This is a genomic window from Pseudomonas sp. PS1(2021) (assembly GCF_020405165.1).
GTDB lineage: Bacteria > Pseudomonadota > Gammaproteobacteria > Pseudomonadales > Pseudomonadaceae > Pseudomonas > Pseudomonas aeruginosa.
On record NZ_CP084484.1, the window covers coordinates 4,444,082 to 4,465,629 of the forward strand.

16 protein-coding genes are annotated in these 21,548 nt (G+C 64.7%); 5 read left to right on the forward strand and 11 right to left on the reverse strand.

The window, feature by feature from the left end; all coding sequences use genetic code 11:
- Positions 1-110 precede the first annotated feature (110 nt).
- A complete protein-coding gene (locus tag LE197_RS21285; RefSeq protein ID WP_003094456.1) occupies positions 111-584 on the forward strand; it encodes an Lrp/AsnC family transcriptional regulator in 474 nt (157 codons plus the stop codon).
- A 4-nt stretch (positions 585-588) separates the two neighbouring features.
- On the opposite strand, the gene LE197_RS21290 is transcribed toward LE197_RS21285, so the two are convergent.
- From LE197_RS21290 to LE197_RS21300, 3 genes are read right to left on the reverse strand one after another with little or no spacing between them, the layout of a single operon-like run.
- Positions 589-1,518 carry a biotin-dependent carboxyltransferase family protein gene (locus LE197_RS21290; protein WP_023108748.1) on the reverse strand — a complete coding sequence of 310 codons (930 nt, stop codon included), beginning with the start codon at positions 1,516-1,518 and terminating at the stop codon, positions 589-591.
- Positions 1,515-2,192, reverse strand: coding sequence for a 5-oxoprolinase subunit PxpB (gene pxpB / locus LE197_RS21295; RefSeq protein ID WP_003116237.1), 678 nt, complete (start codon positions 2,190-2,192; stop codon positions 1,515-1,517). Before pxpB ends, LE197_RS21290 begins: the two co-directional genes overlap by 4 nt.
- A complete protein-coding gene (locus LE197_RS21300; RefSeq protein ID WP_003105460.1) occupies positions 2,189-2,944 on the reverse strand; it encodes a 5-oxoprolinase subunit PxpA in 756 nt (251 codons plus the stop codon). Before LE197_RS21300 ends, pxpB begins: the two co-directional genes overlap by 4 nt.
- Before the next feature lie 129 nt (positions 2,945-3,073).
- Here LE197_RS21300 and lpxO point away from each other — a divergent pair, with 129 nt between their 5' ends.
- A complete protein-coding gene (gene lpxO, locus LE197_RS21305; protein WP_226033698.1) occupies positions 3,074-3,973 on the forward strand; it encodes a lipid A hydroxylase LpxO in 900 nt (299 codons plus the stop codon).
- 404 nt (positions 3,974-4,377) lie between these two features.
- Here lpxO and LE197_RS21310 read toward each other — a convergent pair whose 3' ends face one another.
- Together LE197_RS21310 and piuD are read right to left on the reverse strand one after the other, a co-directional pair.
- A complete protein-coding gene (locus LE197_RS21310) occupies positions 4,378-6,930 on the reverse strand; it encodes a PepSY domain-containing protein (protein WP_023089628.1) in 2,553 nt (850 codons plus the stop codon).
- A 215-nt stretch (positions 6,931-7,145) separates the two neighbouring features.
- Positions 7,146-9,446, reverse strand: a complete 2,301-nt coding sequence (gene piuD, locus LE197_RS21315; RefSeq protein ID WP_003104896.1) for a TonB-dependent siderophore receptor PiuD — start codon at positions 9,444-9,446, stop codon at positions 7,146-7,148.
- 217 nt (positions 9,447-9,663) lie between these two features.
- Between piuD and LE197_RS21320 the strand changes: the two genes are divergently transcribed.
- The 3 genes from LE197_RS21320 to LE197_RS21330 all read left to right on the forward strand — a co-directional run bounded on the left by LE197_RS21320 (position 9,664) and on the right by LE197_RS21330 (position 13,087).
- The gene (locus LE197_RS21320) at positions 9,664-10,344 is read left to right on the forward strand and encodes a Fe2+-dependent dioxygenase (RefSeq protein WP_003145945.1); all 681 of its coding nucleotides are present in this window, start codon (positions 9,664-9,666) and stop codon (positions 10,342-10,344) included.
- A gap of 2 nt (positions 10,345-10,346) precedes the next feature.
- A complete protein-coding gene (locus LE197_RS21325) occupies positions 10,347-11,162 on the forward strand; it encodes a tetratricopeptide repeat protein (protein WP_012614537.1) in 816 nt (271 codons plus the stop codon).
- A gap of 122 nt (positions 11,163-11,284) precedes the next feature.
- Positions 11,285-13,087 carry a phosphoethanolamine transferase CptA gene (locus LE197_RS21330; protein WP_003104902.1) on the forward strand — a complete coding sequence of 601 codons (1,803 nt, stop codon included), beginning with the start codon at positions 11,285-11,287 and terminating at the stop codon, positions 13,085-13,087.
- Between the two features lie 55 nt (positions 13,088-13,142).
- Here the strand turns inward: LE197_RS21330 and LE197_RS21335 are convergent, their stop codons facing one another.
- The 6 genes from LE197_RS21335 to LE197_RS21360 form a co-directional block, all read right to left on the reverse strand.
- Positions 13,143-13,568 carry a VOC family protein gene (locus tag LE197_RS21335; protein WP_003094613.1) on the reverse strand — a complete coding sequence of 142 codons (426 nt, stop codon included), beginning with the start codon at positions 13,566-13,568 and terminating at the stop codon, positions 13,143-13,145.
- 115 nt (positions 13,569-13,683) lie between these two features.
- Positions 13,684-14,847, reverse strand: a complete 1,164-nt coding sequence (locus tag LE197_RS21340) for a type III PLP-dependent enzyme (RefSeq protein WP_003094617.1) — start codon at positions 14,845-14,847, stop codon at positions 13,684-13,686.
- 451 nt (positions 14,848-15,298) lie between these two features.
- On the reverse strand, positions 15,299-17,320 hold the full coding sequence (locus tag LE197_RS21345; protein ID WP_023108749.1) for a methyl-accepting chemotaxis protein: 2,022 nt from the start codon (positions 17,318-17,320) through the stop codon (positions 15,299-15,301).
- A gap of 189 nt (positions 17,321-17,509) precedes the next feature.
- Entirely contained in the window at positions 17,510-18,346 is an 837-nt protein-coding gene (ampE, locus tag LE197_RS21350) for a regulatory signaling modulator protein AmpE (protein ID WP_003110342.1), read from the reverse strand.
- Positions 18,343-18,909, reverse strand: coding sequence for a 1,6-anhydro-N-acetylmuramyl-L-alanine amidase AmpD (gene ampD, locus LE197_RS21355; RefSeq protein ID WP_003094640.1), 567 nt, complete (start codon positions 18,907-18,909; stop codon positions 18,343-18,345). Before ampD ends, ampE begins: the two co-directional genes overlap by 4 nt.
- Before the next feature lie 150 nt (positions 18,910-19,059).
- The gene (locus LE197_RS21360; RefSeq protein WP_016264271.1) at positions 19,060-21,315 is read right to left on the reverse strand and encodes a DUF1631 domain-containing protein; all 2,256 of its coding nucleotides are present in this window, start codon (positions 21,313-21,315) and stop codon (positions 19,060-19,062) included.
- Positions 21,316-21,548 lie beyond the last annotated feature (233 nt).

Sequence of the window (21,548 nt, forward strand, 5' to 3'; positions counted from 1 at the left end):
CGATTCTATGCCCGCAAGGCAGGGCAGGTGCTTGCGTTTTCCACCAGCCTATCCATTCTATTTGGCAGTAAATTCCACTCTCTGGAGACTATCCATCCGGATATGCCAAGATGAAACTCGACGCCTATGACCACCGCATCCTCGCCGCCCTCCAGCGCGACGGCCGCCTGAGCAACGTCCAGTTGGCCGAGGAGATCGGCCTCTCCCCGTCCCCCTGCCTGCGCCGCGTGCGCCTGCTGGAAGAGGCCGGGGTGATTCGCGGCTACCAGGCCAGCATCGACCGCGACGAGGTCGGCCTCGGCCTCACGGTGTTCGTCGGGATCAAGGTGGAACGCCACCGCCAGGAGCAGGCCGAGGCCTTCCACCGTGCGGTGGTCGACCTGCCGGAGGTGATCTCGGTGCACCTCGTCTCCGGCGAGTCGGACTTCCTCCTGCAAGTGGTGGTCCCCGACCTGCGCGCCTACGAACGCCTGCTCAGCGAGACTCTGCTGCGCCTGCCCGGGGTCAGCGACATTCGCAGCAACTTCGCGATCAAGACGGTCAAGGCGCCCTCGCCGCTGCCGCTCGGCCACCTGGCCGGCTGAGCGCTCAGCCGCGGAAGAAGCGGTAGAAGCGCAGCAGATCGGCCTGCTGCGTCGCCAGGTCGCTCTCGACGAAGGTTACCTCGCTATGCGCGGGGCTTTGCGCCAGGCGCGAGAGGTCCAGTGGATGGACGAAGCCCAGCAGCGGATAGCCGCCCATGCTCTGGCGGTCGGCCATCAGCACGATGGGTTGGCCATCGGGCGGAACCTGGATAGCGCCCTCCACCACGCCCTGCGACCAGGCGCGCGGCGCCCCGCGCAGTGGCTCGCCGGCCAGGCGGACGCCCATGCGATCGGACCGCGGGCTGATTCGCCAGGCGCTGGCGAAGAAGGCTTGCCGGCTGGCTGCGTCGAAGGCCGCCGCATCGCCGCCGAGCAGCACGCGCAAGGGCCGCTGCTGCCGGTAGTCCGGCTGGAAACGCCAGGGCACGCTGGCATCCCACGGACACGCCGCTCCCGCTTCGGCACACGGCAGGCAATCGCCCTCCGCCAGGATCCGGCCATCGCCCTGTAAACCGCCGAGCCCGTCGCGAACCTGGCAGGCGACGCTGCCCAGTACCGGCCTCGCCCGGAAACCGCCGGCGCAGGCCAGGTAGGCACGCTGCCCGGCCTCGGCGAAGCCCGTTTCGATGCGTTGCCCGCGGCGGACCCGGAAGCGACTCCAGGGCAGGCATTCGCGACCGTCCACCGTCAGCGCCAGGCGCGCTCCGGTCAACGCCAGCCAGGTCGCCTCCACCCTGCACTCCAGCACCAAGCCGCCGAAAGCGATTTCCAGCAATGGCGTCCCCCAGGGATTACCGAGCAGACGATTGGCCCAGGCTGCCGCCTGGCGGTCCAGAGGGCCGCCCGGGGATACGCCGAGGTGCTGCCAGCCGCGCCGGCCGTCGTCCTGCAGCAGGCTCTGCGGACCCGCCTTGACGACCCGCAAACCATTCATTCGCGCCCGCCCAGGTCGAGGAAAGCCTCGCGCCCGATGGCGACGAAGCGCACCCGGTCGCCCAGCGCCAGTGGGCACGGAGGAGTGGCGGCCGGATCGAAGGGACGCCACGGACTGCGTCCCAGCAGGTGCCAGCCGCCGGGCGAGGCCTGCGGATAGATCGCCGTCTGCGCCTCGGCAATGGCCAGGCTGCCGGCCGGTACGCGCGCCCGCGGGGTGGCCCGCCGCGGCAGGACCAGGCGCGGATCGAGGCCGCCGAGGTAGGCGAATCCCGGAGCGAAACCGATCGCGCCGACCCGGTATTCGGCCGCGCTGTGCAGTTCGATCACCCCTTCGCCAGTCAATCCGCAGGCAACCGCTACCGTCGCGAGGTCCTCGCCGGCGTACCAGACGGGAATCTCGTGCAGGCGCCCGGCATCCTCGGCGGGGCGCCAGGCATGCCACTCCGCCAGCAGCGGACCCAGGCGTTCTTCCAGTACCTGCGGAGCGATGCGGTAGGGGTCGTAATGCAGCATCAGGGTGGTCCAGCCCGGCACCAGATCCCTGACGCCTTCGCCGAGCCCCTCGCGCAGACGTCTGGCCAGCTCGGCCAGGCGCACAGACAGGTCCACTTCGGGCTCTTCGGCGAGCGTCAGCAGCAGGGCTTCGGCACCAGCGGGTTCGATGCGGATCACAGGCTGTCCAGGGCCGCGCGCAGGCGCCGGAGGACCGCCAGCGACTGCGGGTTATCGCCATGCACGCAAAGACTGTCGGCGGTCAGGCGCAGCGGGTTGCCGTCGTAGTCGGGGAAGGCTTCGCCGCGGGCGATGGCCAGGGCCTGTTCGATGATCCGCTGCGGATCGTGATGCACCGCGCCGCCAAGCCGCCGCGGCGCCAGCCGACCGTCCGGCAGGTAGGCGCGATCGGCGAAGGCCTCGAACAGCAGCGGCACGTCGGCCTCGTCGGCCAGTTCCAGCTCGCGGCCGTTGTCGGCCAGGGCCAGCACCATCAGCGGCAGGCCCTTGCGATAGGCGGCGCAGGCGTCGAGCACGGCGCGCAGCAGCTCATCGTCGCCGACCAGGTCGTTGTACAGCGCGCCATGCGGCTTGACGTAGGCCACCTGGGTACCGAGGGAACGGCAGAAAGCGTCCAGCGCGCCGATCTGGTACAGCACCATGGCATGCACCTCTTCGGCAGAGCAGGCCAGCGAGCGCCGGCCGAAGCCGCTCAGGTCGGGATAGGCCGGGTGCGCGCCGATGCTCACGCCATGGCGTACCGCCAGCTCCACCGCGCGCAGCATGGTGAGCGGGTCGCCAGCGTGGAAGCCGCAAGCCAGGTTGGCCTGGTCAACCAGCGGCATGCTGTGGACATCGTCGCCCATGCGCCAGGCGCCAAAGCTTTCGCCCATGTCGCAGTTGAGCAGGATACGCCGGCCGGTGTCGTTCATTGTGCGTTCCTTTCGAGGCCAGGATTACGGAAAAATGAGCGCAGTGCTGGCGAATTAGCGTCAGGTAGCATACTCAGGCACTGAGAACAGGAGTAAATTCTCCTCTTTTGCACCGACGACCTTGCATTCATGAAAGTTCTCATCCTGGCGGCCTATGCGCTGAGCATCCTCTATGTCCATTTCCGCGGCCGGGTACGCCACAAGCTGTCGCGCCAATTGAGCGACCACTCCAGCTTCCTCGCTCCGATCAACTGCCTGATGTACCTGTTCTCGAAGGTACCGAACCGCCCTTACCTGGCACCGCAAACCTTCCCCGAACTGCAGGTTCTGGTCGACAACTGGCAAGCCATCCGCAGCGAGGCGCTGCACCTGCACGACGCCGGCAACATCAAGCGTTCCGAACAGTACGACGATATCGGTTTCAACTCGTTCTTCAAGAGCGGCTGGAAGCGCTTCTACCTGAAATGGTACGACGAGGCCCATCCCTCCGCCGGACAACTCTGCCCGCAGACCACCGCCCTGTTGCGGCAGATTCCCTCGGTCAAGGCGGCGATGTTCGCCGAACTGCCGCCGGGCTCGAAGCTGGTGCGACACCGCGATCCCTACGCCGGCTCGCTGCGCTTCCACCTGGGACTGTTCACCCCCAACGACCCGGCCTGCTTCATCGAGGTGGACGGCGAGCGCTACCACTGGCGCGACGGCGAGGCGGTGGTGTTCGATGAAACCTTCATCCACTACGCGGAAAACGCCACCGAACACAACCGCATCATTCTCTTCTGCGACATCGAGCGGCCGCTGACCCAGGACTGGGCCACCGCCTTCAACCGCTGGTTCAGCCGCAACGTGATGGCTGCCGCGGCCGCCCCGAACAACGCAGGCGACCGGACCGGCGGACTCAATCGGATCTTCGACAGCCTCTACAAGATCCGCCTGCAGGGCAAACGTTTGAAGAAGCGCAACCGCAAGCTCTACTACCTGCAGAAATGGGGCTTCTTCGCCCTGGTACTGGCTTTCATCCTGTGGATCTGAGGCCCGGCGACGCAAGGCCCCGATAGCTCCGTGGGGCGCATGACGGCGTCATCCGCCGACACCCAGCCGAAATGGCGGATAACCGCTCTGCGGTTATTCGCCCTACGCCACGGACAACGCGAAGTCCCGATAGCTCCGTAGGGCGCATGACGCCAACGGCGTCATCCACCGATACCCCGCCGAAATGGCGGATAACCGCTCTGCGGTTGTTCGCCCTACGCCACGGACAGCGCGAAGTCCGATAGCTCCGTAGGGCGGATGACGCCAACGGCGTCATCCGCCGACACCCCGCCGAAATGGCGGATAACCGCTCTGCGGTTATTCGCCCTACACCCCGCAAAGCCCAGCAGTCCCGGCAGTTGGCAACGAAAAGGCTCCCTTGGGAGCCTTTTTCATTCATCCGTTCAGTACACGTCGCGTCGGTAACGTCCTTCGTCGGCCAGGCGTTGCAAGGCCTCCTCACCGAGCACTTCGCGCAGCACCCGGTCGACACCGCCGGCCATGCCCTGCAGGCTGCCGCAGACGTACAAGGCCGCACCCTCGTCAATCCAGCGCCGCAGTTCATCCGCCGCTTCATGCAGGCGGTCCTGGACATAGATCTTCTCCGCCTGGTCGCGGGAGAAGGCCAGGTCCAGGCGTTGCAGCTCACCCCTGGCCAGGGCTTGCTCCAGCTCCGCACGACAGTAGTAGTCGTGGGCGAAATTGCGTTCGCCGAACAGCAGCCAGTTGCGCTTGCGCCCGGCGGCAATGCTGGCGCGCAACAGGCTGCGCAGGCCGGCGAGCCCGGTGCCGTTGCCGATGAGGATCAGCGGCACGTCATCCTCCGGCAGGTGGAAGCCCGCGTTGCGGCGCAGGCGCAGGGTCAGCGCGGCGCCGAGCGGCAGGTACTCGGTGAGCCAGCCGGAGCAGATGCCCAGGCTACCGTCGGCATGCTGCTCCTGGCGTACGATCAGTTGCAGGTCGCCATCGCTCTGCAGCGACGCGATGGAGTACTGGCGCACGGAAAGCGGAATCAGCGCATCCAGCAGCGCCTGCGGGTGCAAGCCGACCAGGTGTTCGAAAGAGTCCGGCAGCAAGCGCCCAGCCAGGGCCTGCTCCAGGCTCTGCTCGACGCCCTCGACCGCCACCCGCGCCTGGCCGTCCAGGTTATGCCGCTGCAGCCATTCGCGGATGCGCACGGGCGCCTGGTGCGGGACGATCTCCAGCAGATCGCCGGCGCGCCATTGGATGGCGCTGTTGGCCGGCGCACGCAGGTCCAGCAGCCAGGTCGACTCGCCCTGGCTGCCAGGATTCAGGCACTCCCGCCGCGCCAGCGACCAGACCTCGAAGGCCGGCGCTTCCCAGGCCGCCGGGGCGGCACCGCCGGTCACCTCGGCCAGGCTTTCCTGCCATTGGCGCAGGGCCGCGGCGTCGCCATCATCGACCTCCACCGGGGCGAACAGGCTCCGCGCGCCCTGCCCCTGCAACCAGCCCTGCATGCGCCGGGCGAAGCCGCAGAACTGCTCGTACTGGCGATCTCCCAAGGCCAGCAGGGCGTAGCTCAGGCCATCGAGGCTGGCGGCCTGGCCAAGCACCTTGCGTTCGAAGCCGCGGGCGCTGTCCGGCGCCTCACCGTCGCCGAAGGTGCTGACCACGAACAGCGCCTTGCGCGCCTCGGCGAGTTGCCCGGCATCCAGGCGCGCCAGCGATTCGACCCGCACCGGCAACCCGGCCGCCTGCAACTGGCCGGCGCTCTGCCAAGCCAGTTGCTCGGCAAAACCGCTCTGGCTGGCGTAGCCGATCAACCAGGGCTCGCCGCTGGCGCCGGCGCTGCCGCCCAGGTCGGCGCGGCTCGCCCGTACCGCGCGTTTCTTGCGCCGGCGGTCGAGGTAGAGCAGCCAGCCGGTGATGAAGAACAGCGGCATCGCCAGGCTGGCGAGCATCATCAGGATGCGTCCGGCCATGCCGAAATAGCTGCCTACGTGCAATGCATAGACGCTGGCCAGCAACTGGCTGCCGAAAGAACGGTCGCTATAGCGCTGGTCGTTTTTCACCTGGCCGTTGGCCGGGTCCAGGGTCAGGGTGTTGAAGGCACGCTCGTGCGGCGCGTCGGTCAGGCGATAGAACACCGTCGCCGGCTGGCCGCCCGCCGGCGGCAGGCGCAGGTTGTAGGCCTGCAAGCGGTCGCCGCCGGCCTGGCGGATGCTGTTCCATACCGCCGCGTAGTCGACCACCAGCGGAGCCGCATCGGCCGGGCGCTCGCCACGTCCGCCCGGCTTGCCGCGCTGCGCCTGCTGGCCGGCGGGCGCGTCGTCGAGCAGTTTGAACAGGCCGTTGCGGTACCACTCGTAGGACCAGTACAGGCCGGTCAGCGCAGCCAGCAGGTAGAGCGCCAGGCACCAGGTGCCGGCCACGGCATGCAGGTCCCAGTTGAAACTGCGGCCCTTGCGCGACCAGTCGAGGGTCAGCCAGGCGCGCCAGTCGAGGACCTTGCGCGGCCAGCGCAGGTAGAGACCGGACAGGCAGAAGAAGATCAGGATCAGGGTGCAGGCGGCGGTGACCTGCTTGCCGTACTCGCCCATGGCGAGGAAACGGTGCAGTTGCATCATCAGGTTGAAGAAACCCTCGCCGCGCGGCTCGCCGACGAAAGCCCCGGTGTAGGGATCGATCCAGCGCGACTCGCCGCGGCGCTGTCCCGGCGGCGGGGTATAGAAGATCCGCCCGGCCTTGTCGCTGTCCATCTCGACCCAGACGAAGGCCACTTTCCGCCCCGGCTCGGCGCCTTCGATACGGCGCACCAGTTCGTCCAGCGGCAGCACACCCTCGGGGCGCTTCTGCACCACCAGCACGTCAGGGTTGAGCGCGCGCATCAGCTCGTCCTGGAACGACAGGGTCGCTCCGGTGACGCCCATCAGCGCCAGCACCAGGCCGGCGCTGATACCGAAGAACCAATGCAACTGGAACCAGACTTTCTTCACAGGATCACCTTCACGGCCGCCGCGCGGCAACAACGGGACTACGCCGACGCCAAGCGCCGGCCAGACGACACGAGGACGTCGGCGGGCAATTCTATTTGATAATCAGTTGCGATAAAGCCGAATTAACGTTCTTTACGCTCTATTTACCCACCTGGATGCGGGAAAGCCCCATCCCGCAGGGGGAATGGGGCTTTCGTGGGGAGCGAGAGCGGCTGTCAGAAGTGGAAGTTGGTGCTGAACAGTATCGTCCTTCCAGCGGCCTGGGACGCATAGTGCGCCGCATAGGCTTTGTCGAAGTACTTCTTGTCGAACACATTCTGCACGTTCAACTGGAAATCGACGTTCTTGCTCAGTTTGTAGCTGGCCATTGCGTCATAGCGCCAGTAATCGGGGACATAGACGGTATTGCCAACGTCGCCATAGACCTTGTCGACATAGAAAGCCCCGCCGCCGATGGTGGTCTTCGGGAAGATGTCATAGGTGGTCCAGAGACTGAAGCTGTTCTTCGGCGTATTTGGCATCTCGTTGCCGTTGTTGGAAGCCGCCGATGCGTTCACATTGCCGTTACGCCCAGCCTTACCGGCATCGACCAACTCGCTGTCCAGGTAGCTGTAGCCCGCGAACACCTTCCACTTCTCGGTCAGCTTGCCGCTGGCGCTCAACTCCACGCCGTCGACGCGGGATTGTCCGGCGTTGTCGTAGGTCTGGTTGGCGACCAGGATGCGGGTATTGTCCTTGTCGGTGCGGAAGATCGCGGCACTCAGCTCCAGCCGCTCGTTGAAGAAAGCCCACTTGGTACCAAGCTCGTAGTTCGTGGTTTCTTCCGGCTCAAGGTTGTTGCTGATGGCGAACCCGTCGACAGCATTCGAGGTATCCCCATTATCGAGCATGCTACCCGGCGGCGTAGCCGAAGTGGCGTAGGACGCATAGATGCTGCCGTTGGGTACAGGCTTCCACACCAAGCCTGCCTGCCAGTTCCAGAAGCTCGACTTGTCGCTGAGTTTGGTAGCGGGTCTTACACCGTGGTTCTTCGCCGTAGTTTCGAAACTATCGAAGCGCGCGCCAATATTGACCTGCCACTGCTCGTTCAGGTCGATGGTGTCGAACGCATATATTGCCTTGGTGGTGCCGACCGTATTCAGCGGCGCATATTTCCGGGTAATACTGCCATTCCATGGATCGTGCGGATTGGGATTTTCCAGACTAGTGCAGTTATAGCCGCTAGGCGCCCCGATCAGCGATGGATTGCACTTGTTGCTGCCCAGGCCGGTATTGGTATCGACGGTATACCCATCGCGCTTGCTGTCTTCTCGGCTGAACTCCAGGCCGGTGCTGAAGCTGTTCTTGAAGCCACCCAGGTAGAACTCTCCAAACAGGTCAGTCTGGTTGACTGCTGTGGTGGTGGTACTTACCCGATTGTTCTGGCGGCGCCAGACCGAGCCATTGTTGATGTTGCCCTGGCTGTCATCCGGTTGTGTCCACAGATAGTCCTGATGACTGTTGCCGTAACGCGAGGTATTGCGAATAGTGAGGCTGTCAGTCAGATCATGCTCAACGGTGATGGTACTGGTATCGATGCGGCTCTTCTGGAAATCGCGCCCCGTCAGCCCATAGAAATTGCCTCGATCGACATTCACCGGTTTGTCCGGATTGTGCTTGCTGCGATCGCTACTCTTGGCATAGGGAATGCCCGAATCCGGGGTATCGTCACTTTCCAGGTGATAATGGCTGACGGTCACTCGGGTCGGCGAGCCAAGACCGAAGGTGAGCGACGGCGCTACGCCCCAGCGACTGACATCGACTTCATCGCGGCCCGCGACATTGGCATCGTGCTTGAGAAGATTCAGCCGGAATGCCGCATTGCCATCGAGGAATTCCTGGTTGAGGTCCAGGGTGTACCGGCGAGTCTGGTCAGAACCATAGGTGAAGCCTCCATCGATGAAGTTCCCAGCCTTGGCCTGCTTGCTGACGAGATTGAGGCTGCCGCCGGCCGAGCCCCGTCCTCCGAATGCCGAGTTAGGGCCCTTGCTGACCTCGATCTGCTCAAGGTTGAAGATCTCGCGGGTCTGTGCACCAGTATCGCGTACACCATCGACGTAAGTATCGCTTTGCGCATCGAAGCCGCGAATGAATGGCCGGTCACCGGTGGGATTGCCGCCCTCGCCCGCGCCAAAGGTAATACCTGGAACGGTACGTAGTGCATCCTGGAGAGACACGGCGGCGGTATCCTTGATCACCTGCTTTGGTACTACCGTGACGGAGCGCGGCGTATCCAAGAGCGGCGCGGTGTACTTCTTCGACGCCGAGCGGTCGACGTTGTAGGTGGTTTCGTCCTGCTGCTCGCCGACGATGGTGGCCGCATCCAGCGACAGTACGCGGTCCTTGTCGGTCTTTTTCTGCCCGGCCTCGTCGGCGTGGGCTGCCTGCGGTGCGGCGATGGCGGTGATGGCCACACCGATGGCCGAAGCCAGCAGACGTTGCGAAGAAACGGCGGTATCCGTGGACTGACGCGACATTCGAAACCCCTCCCCGGGAGCTGTGAAGGTCGCGGAATTTATTGCAGATCAGAATTGTTATCAATTATTACGGATTCGCATTCGACAGGAATTTACATTCTTTACAATTTTCTCATTACATTTTTTCCCATCTCGCTCGTCTGGAACATTTGGCGGTTTTACATGGCCAATGCAAATCAATATCATTGGCAATCATTTCGCCTTCATGGACAGCGCCATGTTGCTGCATATTCCCGCCATCTTCACCGCCGAGGAAGTCTCCCGGATCCGCGCAGCCCTGGAGCAGGCGGAATGGGCCGACGGCAAGGCGACCGCCGGCTACCAATCGGCCAAGGCCAAGCACAACCTGCAACTGCCGCAGGACCACCCGCTGGCCCGGGAGATCGGCGAAGCCATGCTGCAGCGCCTGTGGAACCATCCCCTGTTCATGTCCGCCGCCCTGCCGCTCAAGGTCTTCCCGCCGCTGTTCAACTGCTATACCGGCGGGGGCTCGTTCGACTTCCACATCGACAACGCCGTGCGCGACATCCATGGCGGCCGCGAGCGGGTCCGTACCGACCTGTCCTCGACCCTCTTCTTCAGCGACCCGGAGGACTATGACGGCGGCGAACTGGTGATCCAGGACACCTACGGCCTGCAACAGGTGAAGCTGCCCGCCGGCGATCTGGTGCTCTACCCCGGCACCAGCCTGCACAAGGTCAATCCGGTCACCCGCGGCGCGCGCTACGCCTCGTTCTTCTGGACCCAGAGCCTGGTCCGCGAAGACAGCCAGCGCACCCTGCTATTCGAAATGGACCAGTCGATCCAGCGACTCACCCGCGACGTCCCCGACCATCCCTCGCTGATCCGCCTCACCGGTACCTACCACAATCTCCTGCGGCGCTGGTCGGAACTCTGAACATGCGCCACCTGCTGCTTCGTCACGACGCGCTGGACGCCGAAGGTTTCGCCGCACAACTGGCCGGTGCCCCGGGCGAGGTTGCCCAGGCCATCCTTGGCGCTGCGCGCGAGGGCCTGACGGAAGCCCAGGCCCTGCTCGGACAGATCCTTCTGGACGGCCAAGGCATCCAGCGCGACCCGAGCCTGGCGCGGACCTGGTTCACGATCGCCGCCGAACGCGGCCACGCAATGGCGCGCAATATGCTCGCTCGCTGTCTTGAACATGGCTGGGGCGGCCCGGCGGATCCAGCCGCGGCAGCCGTCCACTATCGGATCGCCGCCCAGGCCGGCCTTGACTGGGCCCGCTACAACCTGGCCAATCTCCACGCCACCGGCCGCGGCGTGTCCCAGGACCAGCCGCGCGCCTATGCGCTGTATCGGCAAGCGGCCGAGCAGGGCCACGCGAAATCGATGAACCTGGTGGGGCGCTACCACGAAGAAGGCCTGGTGGTCGCTCGCGACCTGGCGCAAGCTGCGCACTGGTATCGACGTTCCGCCGAGGGCGGCGATTTTCGCGGCCAGTTCAGCCACGCCGCGATGCTCAGCGCCTCGGGCCGCCATGCCGAAGCCGAAACCTGGCTCCGGCGTGCCCTCGAAGGCGGCAACCTGAACTTCCTGCGCAGTGCCCGCCATGGCCTGGAGCAGTCGGCCCACCCGCCGTTCCGCAGCCTGGCGCTGGCCTACTACCGACGCGCGGCGCAGTTGGGCGACGACACCGATCGAGAGGCTCTGGAACAGGCGCTCGAACGTCACGGGTACGCACGACTGCCCGTCTGACGAACAACGCCCAACCCTTTGTTCACACCCACATAACACTTTTTTGACAAGCCTTTCCCTACCCTCGCCGCTTCATCGAGGCGAGCGACGATCGCGCCTCCGGTCCATCGTACGAGGCTATCGTGTCCCCCACTCCACCAAGCGTTACGCGCAATCGCATCGACTGGGCCGGCCTGGGCTGGCTGTTCCTGTTCTTCTGGTTCTTCTCCGGTATCACCCAACTGCTCCTGCTGACCTCCGGCAACAGCGGTTTCTCCGGTTTCCGCAACGCCATGGTGCTGAGCACCATCTGGCTTGCGCCGGTGTTGCTGTTCCCGCGCTGGACCAAGCCGCTGGCCGCCGTCATCGGGCTGGTGCTGTGGGCCGCCTCGCTGGTCGGCCTGAGCTATTTCGGCATCTATCACCAGGAATTCTCGCAAAGCGTGATCTTCGTGATGTTCGAGTCGAACACCGCCGAGGCCAGCGAATATTTCAGCCAGTACTTCAACCCCTGGATGACCCTCGGCCTGGTGCTCTACAGCCTGGTCGCCATCCTCCTCTGGCGCCGCCTGCGCCCGGTCTACCTGCCGCGCTTCAGCGCCCTGCCGGTGGCGGTGCTGCTGATCGTCGCGACCATCGGTTATCCGTTCTACAAGCAACTGGTCAGCCAGGGCCGACCCTTCGACGAAGCCCTGGACAAGGTCCAGGCGCGCATGGAACCGGCGGTGCCCTGGCAATTGCTGATCGGCTACCAGCAATACCGCCAGCAACTGGGCAGCATGCAGGCGCTGTTGCAAAAGAACGCGGCCCTACCGCCGCTGAAGAACCTCGTCGATGCCAATGGCGATACGCCGCGCACGCTGGTCCTGGTGATCGGCGAATCCACGTCGCGCAAGCACATGAGCCTCTACGGCTATCCACGCGAAACGACCCCGCAGTTGGACGCACTGAAGGCCGCGAACCGGAACCTCACGGTATTCAACAACGTGGTGGCGTCGCGGCCATACACCATCGAGGTGCTGCAGCAGGTGCTGACGTTCGCTGACCAGGAGCATCCCGACCGCTTCCTCACCGATCCGTCGCTGATGAACCTGATGAAGCAGGCCGGCTACAAGACCTTCTGGATCACCAACCAGCAGACCATGACCAAGCGCAACACCATGCTGACGACCTTCGCCCAGCAGACCGATGCGCAGTTCTACCTGAACAACCAGCGCAGCCAGAACGCCAGCCAGCTGGACGGCGCGGTGCTGGCGCCCTTCGCCAAGGTGCTGGACGACCCGGCGCCGAAGAAATTCATCGTGGTCCATCTGCTCGGCACCCACATGAACTACAAGTACCGCTATCCCGCCGATTACGCTCGCTTCGTCGACCGCCAGGGCGCCCCGGCGGCCCTCAGCGACGACCAGGTGGAGGTCTACAACAGCTACGACAACGCCGTGCTGTACAACGACTACGTGGTCTCCAGCCTGATCAAGGGCTTCGCCAACAGCGATCCGAACGGCTTCCTGGTCTACCTCTCGGACCATGGCGAGGAAGTCTTCGACGAAGCCCCGCACGACCGTCTCGGCCGCAACGAAGGCGACCCGACCCGCGGCATGTACACCGTGCCCTTCCTGGTCTGGACTTCGCCCAGCTGGCAGCAGACCCATCCGCGCGACCTGCAGGCCCTGGTCGACCGACGCTACAGCAGCGAAGACCTGATCCATACCTGGTCCGACCTCGCCGGCCTCAACTATGACCTCTTCGATCCGACCAAGAGCCTGGTGAGCAACGACTTCCAGCATGAAGTCCGCTGGATCGGCAACCCCTATGCCCACAATGGCTTGCGCGACTTCGACAAGCTGCCGCTGGACAAGGCCGACGCCGGGCAGCAGGTAGCCCAGGCCGGACGACCCGCGCCAACGACGCCGCGCGCACCGTCCCGCCAGCCGAACGAAGGCTGACCGCCGCCAAGGAATGCGCCCCGCCGAGCGGGGCGTTTTTCCATCCGTAGCGCCCTCAGGGCAAGACCAGGTTGCCCTGCTCGTCGAACGGCCAGAACGGGTTGTAGGCAATTTCCCAAAGGTGTCCATCCGGGTCGGCGACATATCCGGAGTAGCCACCCCAGAACACTTCCTGCGGCATCTTGGTCGCCTGCCCGCCGGCCGCCGTAGCTGCGGAGAACAGACGGTCCACCTCGTCCCGCGAGGCGCAGTTGCAGGCCAGGGTGATAGCCGCGAAGCCGGTCGGGCGATCTTCCACCTGCGCATCCTCGGCGAGGGCGCTGCGTCCGTAGAGGCCGAGGACCAGGTTGCGGCCCTTGAGAAATACCACCTGCTCGTTGCCGTCCGAAGAGGGCTGCCAGCCCAGCGCCTGGTAGTAGAGAGAGGAGCGGGCCAGATCGGCGACCCCGAGGGTCACCAGGGAAACACCATTGCCTGTCATGTCGGCGTCCTTGTCATGGGTTGTCGAACAAGGCTGACACGAGCGCCGCGAGGCTTCCAGAGCGACATGAAAAAGCCCCGCCGAGGCGGGGCTCTTCGTAGCAGAGGCGACTGCGCTAGAGGTAGAACGCCTTCAGCGGCGGGAAGCCGTTGAACTCCACCGCACTGTAGCTGGTGGTGTAGGCGCCGGTAGACAGCCAGTAAAGGCGGTCGCCGCTCGCCAGGTTCAGCGGCAGGCCATACTTGTAGTGCTCGTACATGATGTCGGCGCTGTCGCAGGTCGGGCCGGCGATCACCACCTCTTCCATCTCGCCCTGCTTCTCGGTCCAGATCGGGAACTTGATCGACTCGTCCATGGTTTCGATCAGTCCGGAGAACTTGCCGACGTCGGCATAGACCCAGCGCTCCACGGCGGTCCGCGACTTGCGGGCGACCAGCACCACTTCGCTGACCAGGATGCCGGCATTGGCGATCAGCGAACGGCCCGGCTCGAGGATGATTTCCGGCAGGTCGTCGCCGAAGTCCTCCTTGAGGAAGCGGATGATCTCCTCCGCATAGGTTTCCAGGTCGTTGGTCTTGGTGATGTAGTTGGCCGGGAAGCCGCCGCCCATGTTGATCATCTTCAGGACGATGCCGTCTTCTTCCTTCAGGCGCTCGAAGATCACCTTGACCTTGGCGATCGCCGCGTCCCACACCGAGATGTCGCGCTGCTGCGAACCGACGTGGAAGGAAATGCCGTAGGGCTCCAGGCCCAGCTGGCGGGCCAGGATCAGCAGGTCCATGGCCATGTCGGTCTGGCAGCCGAACTTGCGCGACAACGGCCAGTCTGCGGTAGTCGAGCCCTCGGTGAGGATACGCACGTAGACCTTGGCGCCGGGAGCGGCCTTGGCGATGTTGCGCAGGTCGGCTTCGGAGTCGGTGGCGAACAGGCGCACGCCCTTCTCGTAGAAGTAGCGGATGTCCTTGGATTTCTTGATGGTGTTGCCGTAGCTGATGCGCTCCGGACCGACGCCGGTCTTCATCACCTTGTCCAGTTCGTAGATCGAGGCGATATCGAAGTTCGAACCCTTGTCGCGCAGCAGCTCGGTGATTTCGGTAGCGGGATTGGCCTTCACCGCGTAGTAGATCCTGGCGAAGGGGAAGCAGTCGGTCAGTTGGTCGTAGGCATCGGCGATGGTCTGCTTGTCGATGACTACAAAGGGGGTTTCCTGCTTGTCGGCGAAGGCCTTCATGCGCTGGAAGGTTTCAGGGGCGAAATAATCCTCGACCTTGATGGACATGGTTGGGACTCCCAATGGCAAAACACATGGATTCGTAGGGGTGAAGCTGAACGTCTAATCCGTTTCCCCACTTTGGTTCGCCTACTTCCCAAGGCATGTCGCCGAGTATCACCTGCCTGCCGGCAGCCACCGCCTGTTCATCCTGGTAGGTCGCGCGCGTGTCCCGCGCGACGACCTGGCCGCTTGAGCAGCGGACGTCGCCTTGCCACAAGGCGATCTCTCGTCGTCAGTACTTGAGCCGGATGGATCGTTTCCAGCATGGACGTTCGGGCGCGAACTTTAGGACCAAGGGGACGCGAGATCAATAAAAAAATGCCGCGATTTCGCCTCCGCCTGTCGCACCGCCGGATTGACCTGCTCAGCCTTTACCCCATGTGCATGACAGTGGGATGTCCCCGTCCGCCCAGCGTTCAATCGGATGGACGAAAAACGTCCCGCGCAGGCCTTGCGCCTACACCCGGAACGCGCCGATCAGGCGTTTCAGCTGGGTCACCTGGGCGCCCAGTTCGCGGCTGGCCCGTTCGGTCTGGCTGGCGCCTTCCGCGGTGCGCTCGCCGGCCTGGTTGATCTCGACGATGTTCTGGTCGATATCGTGGGCCACGGCGGTCTGTTGCTCGGCGGCGGCGGCGATCTGCTGGTTCTGGTCGACGATCATGCCCACCGCGCCGAGGATATTCTCCAGTGCCTGCTGCACCTGCGCCGACTCGTTGACCGTGCCATCGGCGGTATGGTGGCTGCTGCCCATCGCCTTCACCGCCGCATCGACGCCGCCCTGCAGGCGCAGGATCATCTGTTCGATCTCGGCGGTGGATTGCTGGGTGCGCTTGGCCAGCGTGCGCACCTCGTCGGCCACCACCGCGAAACCGCGCCCCTGCTCCCCGGCACGAGCGGCCTCGATCGCCGCATTGAGCGCCAGCAGGTTGGTCTGTTCGGCGATGCCCTTGATCACATCCAGCACCTGGCTGATCGAGGCGCTGTCACTGGCCAGGCGATTGATCGCCGCCACCGACTGGTCGATCTCGCCGGCCAGGCGCTGGATGCTACCCACCTGCGACTCGACCAGGCTGCGCCCGCTGAGGGTTTCCTGGTTCACGCTGTTCGCGCTGCTCACCGCCATCGCCGCGCTGCGTGCCACTTCCTGGGCGGTAGCGGCCATCTGGTTCATCGCCGTGGCCACCTGCTCGATCTGGCTGCGTTGCCCGGCTACCGCCTGGTTGCTTTCGGCCGACACCGACTCGACGCGCAGGGTCTGCCGCTCGACCTCGCCGACGGTCTGGCTGACCCGCTCGATCAGGTCGTGGATCTTCGCCACCGATTCGTTGAACGATTGTCCCAGCTCGCCCAGCTCGTCACGGCTGCGGGCCTGGAAGCTGACCGTCATGTCGCCGCCGGCGACGCGCTCCATCATTCGCCCGAGATCCTTCAGGGTGGCGCGGGTGGAAACGTAGAAACCGCCGTAGAGGTATAGGATCGCGGCGAAAACCACGGCCAGCGCGGCGACTAGCAACAGCATCTGCGTGCGCACCTGTTGCAGGCGCTTTTGCAACTGGGTATCGAGATAGCCGAGAACGGCGTCGTCGAGCTGGTAGGTCTTGTCCATCGCCGCGCTGACCTGATCGTAGAACTGCGTCCACGGGGTATCCAGCGTCTCGGCCACGATCACCCGGTCCTCGAACAACTGCCCCAGTCTCTTCAGGGTCTCGCGACTGGCCTGGGCGGCCTCCGCGAGCGCCGGTGGGCTGCCGGCCAGGGACTCCTGCAGCTTCAGGCCGTACTCGCCATGCAGTTTCTCGAACTCCAGCAGCAGTTCGTCGAGCCGCGCGCTGGAGGACGAATTGAGGAAACCCTGGCCCAGGGAGTAGGCGCCGATGGCGCGCCCCTTGCTGATGGCCGCCGTCACCTCCGGCGTTATCGAACCGACCAGCTCGCTGAGCTGGCGCACCTGGCGCTGGCTGTCCTGGCTGAGCCCGGCCTGGGCGATGAGCAACTTGATGAATACCTGTGCGCTACCGAGCAGCTTCTCCGCCCGTGCGCCCTTGCCCTGCAGGGACCCTTCGGCCTCCACGGCCTGCAAGCCGTTGAGCAACCGGTCGCGCTGGGCCTCGAATTCGGCTACCGCCGCACCATCCTCGCTGAGCGGCGCCAGCGCCTCGAGCCGCCCGCGCAGCCCCTTCTGGACGTCCGCGATGCGCGCTTCCAGATCGCCGGCCTTGCCGGACTGGCCGATGACCGCATTGATCTGCAACAGATCGTTGAGGGACTCCAGGCCACGCCGGATCTGCAGTCCGCTACCCAGCAGCGTCAAGCTCTGCAGTTCGATCCGGGTGTCGCTGAACTGGCGATAGGCATCGCGCACCAGATAGAAGCTGGTGATCAGCAGCGGCAGGAAGAACAGCACGCTGATCAGGCCGAACTTCATGCCGAAGCTGAGCCGGTTCATCAGCGCGATGGCGGGATAGAGTACGGTCTTCACCCAGACGTCTCCTGATTGTTCTTATCGTTCTGAGAGATGCCGCCGCGTGGCGACATTGACGCACGGAGTCCGCTCGGTAATGGCCTTTCGAAATCATGCGGACACGTTCACCTGTGTACCCGATATCGGCCTGGTGTTCTGTAACTTAAGGTTAACGGGGAATCGCAGGCGGATTCCCCGTCGCTGCGCTCAGAGGAACAGCGCGCAGAAGGCGAACACGGCGTACCAGAGCACGGCCGCACGCACCAGCAATTGCCAGAGCGCATCCAGGCTGGCGACGCCGGCGGCACCCAGTTCGACCGCTTCGACATCGCTGGCGACCCGTCCGGCCTTGCCCAGCAGCGCGGCCGCCGAGATGTCCCAGGCCAGCAGCCAGTGCAGCAGCACGCGGATAACCGCGAGGAAGTTGCCGACCAGGGCGAAGCTCAGCACCAGCGCACGCACCGGCAACCAGTCGAAGATATGCCGGACGCGCGCCGCCTGTTCGCGCAACGCCGGCTGGCGGGCGTGCTCCAGCGCCAGTGCCAGCAGGCGATAGGCCAGGGCCGCCACCGGGCCGAGCAAGGCATACCAGAAGATCACCGCGAAGAAGCTCTGGTAGCCCTGCCAGAGCAGATGGCCGTGCACCCGGCCGATCAGGTCGCTCTCGCTGCCGCCCAGGATCCCCAGATCGCGTTCGGCGACATGGAAGGCAGCCTGGGCCTCCTCGCGCCGCCAGGCGTCGCGGAACGGCCCGAGGTCGGCCATGACGTCGCCGCGGCCGAGACTGTAGACCACCACCAGAAGATGCAGCGGAAGGCTCAACCAGCCATAGGCCAGCGGCTGCAGCAATGTCAGCAGCAGGGCCAGCGGCAGCAACGGCAGGACCACCGCGAGCAGCAACCCCAGCCAGGAGCGGCGGGACACCGAGGGCAGATCCTCGACCAGGCCCAGCCAGGCGAGCCAGGCGCCATCGCGCTGGATACGCCGGCGCCAGCCGGAGAACTTCTCCAGCGCAAGGGCCAGCAGCAACACCAGGAACGTCATGTTTCCTCCTTGGAATCGGTCAATCCGGCGCGGTAGCGCGACCAGTCGAAAGCCTCGCCGGGATCGGTCTTGCGCTCCGGGGCGATATCGCAGTGGCCCTGGATGCGTTCCGGGGTGATCGCCGGGAAGGCCGCGCGCAACAGCCGCGTCAGCCCGGCCAGGGCAGTGTACTGCGCGTCCGTGTACGGTTCCGTGTCGGTCCCCTCCAGTTCGATGCCAAGGGAGAAGTCGTTGCACGCCTCGCGACCGTCGAAGCAGGAAACCCCGGCATGCCAGGCGCGGTCGTGGCAGGAGACGAACTGGGTGATGGCGCCGTCGCGTTCGATGAGGAAATGCGCGGAAACCGTCAGGTGGCGGATCTCCTCGAAATAGGGATGTTCGTTCGGGTCCAGGCGATTCTGGAAGAACGCCTGGACCTTGCCGGTGCCGAACTGTCCCGGCGGCAGGCTGATATTGTGGATGACCAGCAGCGACACCGCGTCCCCTTGCGGACGCAGGTTGAAATTCGGTGAAGGGCAGTGGCGGACGCCACGGACCCAGCCGGTAACGGAATCGAAATGCATACGGGCTCCTGAACGAGCCCCCACTCTAATCCAGCGGCGCCGGAATGACGATCAGGCGGGCTCTGGATCGGCCGCTTCGACATGCGTCGAGGAAAGGTATTACCCGCAAGAACGAAAAGACCCGGCATCCGCCGGGTCCTCGAGAAGCGGCTAGGCGCCCTTGAGGCGCCGCAGGTTGCCGATCACCGACTCCAGGGCCCGGTCGAACAGCAAGGCATCGTCCAGCAGGCGTACCGCCTGCCGGCGAAACTCCACCGCCAGGCCCATGCGGGTCTTTTCCAGGACCTTCATCCCGGTGCGATTGACGAAGATGTAGCGACCGGTGGGCCGGATCACTGCCGCCAGCTTGCAGCGCAGCTTGTGCTCGGCGTCCTCCTGGATCTCCACCCAACTGCCGACACGCAGCGCATCGACCCGCAGCAGTGCCTCGTCGTTGTCCGGCAGGCGCACTTCGCTCTCGACAGGCGCCGGGGCGGCGTCCGGCGAGGTCAGGACGATTTCCTCGACCACCCGCAGCATGACCGGCGCCCGGGGCTTTTCCGCGGCCGTGCCCGGGGTCGCTTCGTCGAGCAGGGGGCTGTCCGCGACCGCCGCCTCGCCGCGCTTGTCGCGCTGCAGGCCCTGGACATGCAGGGTTTCCAGCTGGCTGAAGAATTCACCGGTGGAAAACGGATCGAAGGCTGCGCTGGCCAATCCCTCGCGCAGCGCCTTGAGCAGGCCTGGCACGCGCTCCAGCAACTGTTGGCGGGACAGCGGATCATCATGCGGGCCGACGCTCCAGATCAGCTCGTCCATGGTATCCAGGGCCTCCCGCCACTCGGCCGAAGCCTTGCCATGCTTAAGGCAGATCAGCAGCATCACCTTGCTCCAGGCATCCCGCAGCAGGCGCACCACCACCTCCGGCAGGACCTTGCCGAGCAGTCGCTGGTTCAGCACCTGCTCCACGTCCTGACGAGCCAGTTCGGCCTTGGCGCGGCCTTCCTCGGCGTCGCGGGTGCGCTGCTCGAGGAGCTCGCTGCGGCGGCGCTCGTCGCCGGTGAAGGCAATGAAGTCCTCCAGCAACTCGGCGAAGATCGCCGGGTCGTCGACGAAGTCGTTCAACAGCCGCATCACGACCTGTTCGATCTTCTGGTACAGGCTGTCGCGCCGGGCATCATTGTGTTCGGCCCAGCCCAGCGACGCGGATGCGATCTCGTTGAGCAGGCGACGCGCCGGATGGCTACCGCGGCTGAAGAAGGTCTTGTCGAGCAGGGCCACCTTGAGCATCGGGATCTGCATCCGACCGATCAGGGCCTTCAGCGAATCAGGCAGGGTGCGGTCGTCGAGAATGAATTCGAACAGCATCGACACCAGGTTGATGACGTCATCGTCCACCTGGCCGACCACCCGAGAACGGCCGCTCTTGTGGCTGACCCGCTGGAGCAGTTGATCGACCCCGTCGCGGACGTCGAACTCCGCGGCGCCAGGGCCCGGCAAGTGCTGTTGCAGGTGGGAAAGCAGGCGCATCAGGTCGTTGCTGGAAATCGGCGCGGCATTCTCAGGCGTTTCGCGACGGTAGAAGGAAGGATTGTCGCGGACCTGCGCCAGCAGTTCCTGCAGCGCGCCGAAGACTTCCTGCTGGCCGCCGTCGAGCAGCGCAGCCTGTGCCTGCAGGGTCCCGGCATCGCGTACCGCTTCGGGACGGACAGCGGGCTGACGCCGCGGCAGCGCGGATTTGAGTTCCGGCAGCACGCCCGCAGCGACCAGGATCTGGTTGGCCTCGGCGTACAACTGGTCGCAATGGGCCAGGACGTACTTCTCGAACAGCTTGAGAATGATCAGCTTGACCTTGATCTCGACGCCGAGCCCCTGGCAGGCATCGAGGAAAGCCGCGGTCAGCGGACGCGGAGCGAGGGGATTGCTCTTCTCGTCGACCTTCCGGCCGACCAGGGTGTTCAGGCGGGTGCTCAGGTGGGCCAGCGCGGTGGCATCGCGGCTCATCACCCGCGCCACCATCGCGTCCACCGCGACGGACTCCTCCAGTTCCTCGTTCTGTACCAGGCTGAGGCTGTCGAAGGACACGGTATCCAGGGTCGGCACGGATTTGCCGGACTGTACCTGGTTGAGCGCCGAGAACTCCTCGAAGACCTTCTGCAGGTAGACCCGCTCGATACTCTTGCGCTTGAGGCGCAGGTCGCGCATGGCTTCGAAGAAAGCGTTCTGTTCGAGGTTACTGGTGGCTCGGTCGGCCATTTCGAAGAGGGTGTCGTCGGCGTTGTCGAACAACGCCTGCAACGCCTGTTTCAGCTGCAACGCCGCCTTGTCGCGCACCTGCACGAGGATGACCGGCAGGCGCCCCGCTCCGGCGTTCGGCGACGGCTCGGAAGCGACCCTGGTCAGGTGCACCACATTGGCATCGTTCTGCATCGGGACTCTCCTGCCACCCTCGCGGCCGCGCATGGAATGGCAAAAATCGGGCACAGAGGATCGATTGGCGTCGTCCGTAACGTCAATTTCCAGGCGTCAAAAACAAGTATCTACATTCATTATAGAGATACTTTCAAATCTAGATAGAGGGTTTTCCTATAGACATGACTCTCTTCACACAAGCGAAGGCCGATGAATGGCGGCCGTCCCGACCGGCGCCCAGGCAGGCACAG